Source organism: Streptomyces anandii JCM 4720, from assembly GCF_014650655.1.
Classification (GTDB): domain Bacteria; phylum Actinomycetota; class Actinomycetes; order Streptomycetales; family Streptomycetaceae; genus Streptomyces; species Streptomyces anandii.
This window is the reverse complement of the sequence record NZ_BMVJ01000003.1, coordinates 80,858-85,828: the sequence shown is the minus strand read 5'-3', so window position 1 is coordinate 85,828 and position 4,971 is coordinate 80,858. Positions and strand designations below refer to the sequence as shown.

Sequence of the window (4,971 nt, the reverse complement as noted above, 5' to 3'; positions counted from 1 at the left end):
CCGCCGCCCCGAGGAGCAGGGCCTCCTGGACACCCTGGACGAACTCCAGGTCGGCTCCATCGCCTACTCCCCGCTGGAGCAGGGCCTGCTCACCTCCCGCTACCTCGACGGCATCCCGGAGGACTCGCGCGCCGCGAGCGACAGCCCCTTCCTGGACAGCGACGCGGTCACCGGGGAACTGGTGGGCCGGCTGCGGGCCCTGGACGAGATCGCCAGGTCCCGCGGCCAGTCCCTGGCCCAGATGGCGCTGGCCTGGGTGCTGCGCGGCGGCCGCGTCACCTCGGCCCTGGTCGGCGCGAGCAGCCCGCGGCAGCTGGAGGACAGCGTCGCGGCCATCGGGAACCTCGGCTTCGACCCGGCCGAACTGGCCCGCATCGACGCCCTGACCACCGGCGTGTGACCGCGCCCAGGGGGCGTCCTTAAGCCCCCTGCGGCACCCGGTCCAGGAAGCCGAGGACCGAGCGGATACGGCCCTCGGCGTCCAGGGTGACCATATCGGAGCCGGCGACCGGTGCGGCGCCGTCGGTCCCGCTGACCAGTTCCCAGGAGAAGCGGGCGGTGTCGTGGTGGCCGTCCACCCGCCCGGTGAGCCGGAAGGCGAAGCCGGGGAACTGCTCGCGCGCCGCGGTGATGACGGCGCCGATCTGCTCGTGGCCGGTCACGTCGGCGAGGGGGTCGGTGTAGCGGCCGTCGGGGGTCCAGGCGGCGGCCACCGCCTTGGCGCGGGCCTCGGGCCCGGCGGCGTTCCAGGCCTCGAAGTAGCGGGCGACGGCGTTCTCGTAACGGTCGGTGTGCGCGGACATGGCTGATCGGCCTCCATCGAGGTCACAGGTGCGGTTGGTGGAGTCGTCGGACGTCGATCCGATGGCTCCACCCTGCCGGGGCGCGCCCGAGGGGTCGATTACCGCGGGGGTAATGGCGGCTCCGAACCTCCGCGCCGCACAGCCGGGCCGTGCAATTCGGCCAACGACCGCGCTGAATATGCCAGGAGACTGGCCGGAAAGTCATGGTGACACTGTTTCAGGAGTCAACATACTCGAAGGTCAGGGACGTAGTACCGCACACGAACCGCAGCGAGAGCGAGGAAGCACCGGCAGACGAACGCGCGACGGGGGAGGAGCAGTGCACGACGAATTCCTGTGCCATGTCACGGCGTACGGCATGTGCGACGGCCGCCGGATCGGGGTGCCGCTCGGCACCTACCGGGCGCCCACCCTCGCCCTCGCCCTGTGGTGGCTGCGCGACCGGGCCTCCTGGATCGCCGAGCGGCTCGACCCCCTGCCCGAGACCACCGGCATCCCGGCGAGCGCGCTGGTTCCGGTGCCGGACGGCGTGCCCGACGTGCCCGCCCTGCTGCGCGCCTGGTGCGCGGACGTGACCCGGCAGGAGGCCGTGGCCGAGCGGTTGGCGGAGGGACGTCTGGTGCGGATCGCCGCCGGCGACGACACCACCGAGTACGAACTGCTCGCCGAGTCCGTGGACGCCCTGCGCATGCAGCGCACCCTCCCCGCCCTCGCCCTGCCCATGGTCTGACGCACGCGACCGCCGACCGTGCCCCCGGACAGCGACGGCGGCACCCGACCACCGGGCGCACCGGCTTCGGCCGGGCGGGAAACAGGGCAAATCGTTAGAATTCTGCCATGGCTGAGCAGCCGGCCGCCCCGACTGCGCCCGAGCTCCTCCTGGAGACGGAGACGGGCTCGACGGTGATGACCCCCAGCCGCGACTACCACCTCGGACGCGACCCGCTCAGCGACGTCGTCCTCGACGACGCCCGGGTCTCCTGGCACCACGCCGTGCTGCGCCCCGAGGACGGGCACTGGACGCTGCACGACGACGACAGCACCAACGGCACGTACGCCGACGGCCGGCGCGTCCACGACTGGGGCGTCCGCCCCGACAGCGTCATCCGCTTCGGCAACCCCGTCGACGGCCCCACCGCCGTCCTCGTCCCCCGCCCGGCCTCGGCCCCCGACCGCCCGTCCTCCGTCTCCCTGCCGTCCCTGACCACCACCTTCCGCCGGCCCACCGCCGTACGGCCGCTGCCCGCCCGGACCCTGCGCATCGGGCGCGCCACCGACAACGACCTCGTCGTCGACGACCTGATCGTCTCCCGCCGCCACGCCGAGCTGCGCGCCCGCGATGACGGCGGCCACGACATCGTCGACCTCGGCAGCCACAACGGCACCTTCCTCAACGGAACGCCGGTGAGCCACGCCCGGGTCGGCCCCGGCGACATCATCGGCGTCGGACACTCCTCCTTCTGCCTCGTCGGCGACGAGCTGCAGGAGTACGTCGACACCGGCGAGGTCTGCCTCGACGTGCAGGACCTCACCGTGACCGTCGACCGCGGCCGCAAGGTCCTGCTCGACCGCGTGTCCTTCCCGGTGGGGGAGAAGTGCCTGCTCGGCGTCGTCGGGCCGAGCGGCGCGGGCAAGTCGACCCTGCTCGGCGCGCTGACCGGGCAGCGCCCCGCGGAACACGGCACGGTCCTCTACGACGGCCGCGACCTCTACCGCGACTACGCCGAGCTGCGCCAGCGCATCGGCCTGGTCCCGCAGGACGACATCCTGCACGCCCAGCTGACCGTGCGGGCCGCCCTCACCTACGCCGCCGAACTGCGCTTCCCGCAGGACACCTCCCAGGCCGAGCGCCGGACCAGGGTCGAGGAGGTGGTGCGCGAACTCGGCCTCCAGGAGCGCGTCGAACAGCCCGTGCACAGCCTCTCCGGCGGACAGCGCAAACGCGTCAGCGTCGCCCTCGAACTGCTCACCAAGCCCTCCCTGCTCTTCCTCGACGAGCCGACCTCCGGACTCGACCCCGGCATGGAACGGTCGGTGATGCGAATGCTGCGGGGCCTGGCCGACGACGGCCGTACGGTCGTCGTCGTCACCCACAGCGTCCTCAGCCTCGACGTCTGCGACCGGCTGCTCGTCCTCGCGCCGGGCGGCCGGGTCGCCTACTTCGGGCCACCCGGCGAGGCGCTGGAGTTCTTCGGCTTCGAGCAGTGGCCCGAAGCCTTCGAGGCGTTCGAGAACGACCGCGGCCGGGACTGGGCCGGCGCCTACCGCGACTCGCCGCAGTACCACCGCCACATCCTGGACGCCGGCGCCCAGCCGCACCTGCCGCGCTCCGGCCCCGTCCCGGCGGCCCCGCCGCCCCGGCCGCGCAGCTGGATCGCCCAGCTCGCCACGCTCGTACGCCGCTACACGGCCGCGCTCGCCGCCGACCGCACCTTCATCGCCACCATGGTCGCCCTGCCGTTCCTCACCGGCCTGATGGCCCGTGCGGTGGCCGGCAGCAGACTCACCCCGCTGACCGCGATGAACGTGCTGCTCATCCTGTGCGTGGGCGGCATGCTGACGGGGTCGGCCAACGCGGTGCGCGAACTGGTGAAAGAACGGGTGATCTACCAGCGTGAACGGGCCGTCGGCCTGCCCAGATCGGCGTACCTCGTCTCCAAGGTCGTCGTGCTGGGGGCGATCACGGTCGCGCAGGCCGTGGTGCTGACCCTGGTGGGCCTGCTCGGCGTCGATCTCAACGCCCCGGGCGGCAAGGGCGTGCTCATGCCGCCGCTGCCCGAGATCGCCCTCGCCGTGGCCCTGCTGGCCTTCACGGCCATGCTGCTCGGCCTGCTCGTCTCCGCGCTGGTGCCCAAGGAGGACGTGACGATGCCGCTGCTGGTGCTGCTGACCGTCGTCCAGGTCACTTTCTGCGGGGCCCTGGTGCGGCTGCACGGCATCCCCGGGCTGGACCAGCTGACCTGGCTCGTGCCCTCGCGGTGGGCGCTCGGGGCGATGGCGGGCACCGTCGAACTGGCCCGGATCGTGCCCAGCGACCTGACCTCCGACCCGCTGTTCCGGCACTCGGCCGAGGTGTGGCTGCGCAACCTGGCCGTACTGCTGGTGCTGGCGGGTGCCTTCGGCTTCGCCGTCTCCCGCCTGCTGCGGCGGCACGAGCCGGCCGTGATGCGCAAGTGAGGGCGCCCCGATGACCAGCCCCGGCTTCCGGCCCACCCACGTGATCCCCCAGGACGGGCTGCCGGCCTGGGAGGAGCCCGACCCCGCACGGCCCACGGTGCCCCTCGACCCGCTGCTGCCCGTGCGGCTGGAGGAGCGGCGCGGCGACTGGGGCCGCGTCCTGTGCGCCAACGGCTGGTCCGCCTGGGTCGACGGCCGCCTCCTGATCGCCGTACCGCAGGAGCCGCCCGAGGCCGACGCGCCCCCCGCCCGCACGGCCGACCCGCGCCCGCTGCTGGAGCGGGCCGCGCAGGCGCTGGCCCACTACCGGGCGGCCGTGGACGAGCTGACCGGCGGCGGCCTCGACGGCGAGGGGTTCCGCGAACGCACGCACGGCATGCGGGTGGGCGTCGTCGTCGACGGCGAGTCGGTGTGGCTGTACGACAGCGACCACGGGCGCTGGGAGTACGCGGACGGCGACCACCTGACCACGTTCGCGGCCGACGCGGAGCCCCGCGCCGAGGACCCGGACGCCCTCGCGGGGTCCGGCGCGGACCTCGCGAGCGCCGGTACGGGCATGACGGACGCCGCAGGCGCCCTGAGCACCGAAGGCCGTACCGACGCGGGTGTCCCGAGTGCCGACGGTCCTGCCGGCGCCGGTGTCCCGAACGCCGGCCGTGCGACGAGTGCGGCCGTTCCGGCCGGAGCCGCGAGTCCGGCCGGAACCCCGGGGGAGCCGGACCGCTTCGGCGCGCCCGGTCCCGGCGGCGCACCGGACCCGGCCGGGGAGCCCGCCGCGGCCGACCCCGGTGACCGGCCGGCCGACCGCCCCACCACCGACCGCGTACCGGACCGCCCCCCGGACCGGCAGCCCGCCCGCCCGCCCAGCCGGGACCCCGCCCGCGCTCCCGGACCTCCGCCCGGCCGCGCCGACGACCGCACCGCGACCCGCGTCGTCACCCCCAACGGCGACCCTTGACCACGCCTCCGGCACCGCCGGCATCCCCCGGAC

General features: G+C 74.3%; 4 protein-coding genes and 1 pseudogene. 4 read left to right on the top strand and 1 reads right to left on the bottom strand.

Annotation, left to right across the window (positions count from 1 at the left end; translation table 11 throughout):
- The coding region (locus IE249_RS36435) for an aldo/keto reductase (RefSeq protein WP_229857703.1) at positions 1–400 on the top strand (400 nt) is incomplete at its 5' end.
- A 19-nt stretch (positions 401–419) separates the two neighbouring features.
- Here IE249_RS36435 and IE249_RS06405 read toward each other — a convergent pair.
- Positions 420–803, bottom strand: coding sequence for a nuclear transport factor 2 family protein (locus tag IE249_RS06405; RefSeq protein WP_189703785.1), 384 nt, complete (start codon positions 801–803; stop codon positions 420–422).
- Positions 804–1,122: 319 nt separating this feature from the next.
- On the opposite strand from IE249_RS06405, the gene IE249_RS06400 reads away from it, so the two are divergent.
- The 3 genes and pseudogenes from IE249_RS06400 to IE249_RS06390 all read left to right on the top strand — a co-directional run.
- Positions 1,123–1,533, top strand: coding sequence for a hypothetical protein (locus tag IE249_RS06400; protein ID WP_189703784.1), 411 nt, complete (start codon positions 1,123–1,125; stop codon positions 1,531–1,533).
- Positions 1,534–1,640: 107 nt separating this feature from the next.
- On the top strand, positions 1,641–3,980 hold the full coding sequence (locus IE249_RS06395; RefSeq protein ID WP_189703783.1) for an ABC transporter ATP-binding protein/permease: 2,340 nt from the start codon (positions 1,641–1,643) through the stop codon (positions 3,978–3,980).
- Between the two features lie 10 nt (positions 3,981–3,990).
- Positions 3,991–4,479: pseudogene (locus tag IE249_RS06390) on the top strand (hypothetical protein); the annotation flags it as partial.
- Positions 4,480–4,971 lie beyond the last annotated feature (492 nt).

Excerpts from the sequence above, each read along its gene's own strand:
- IE249_RS06405 (WP_189703785.1), bottom strand. The coding sequence starts at position 803 with ATGTCCGCGCACACCGACCGTTACGAGAACGCCGTCGCCCGCTACTTC.
- IE249_RS06395 (WP_189703783.1), top strand. The coding sequence starts at position 1,641 with ATGGCTGAGCAGCCGGCCGCCCCGACTGCGCCCGAGCTCCTCCTGGAG.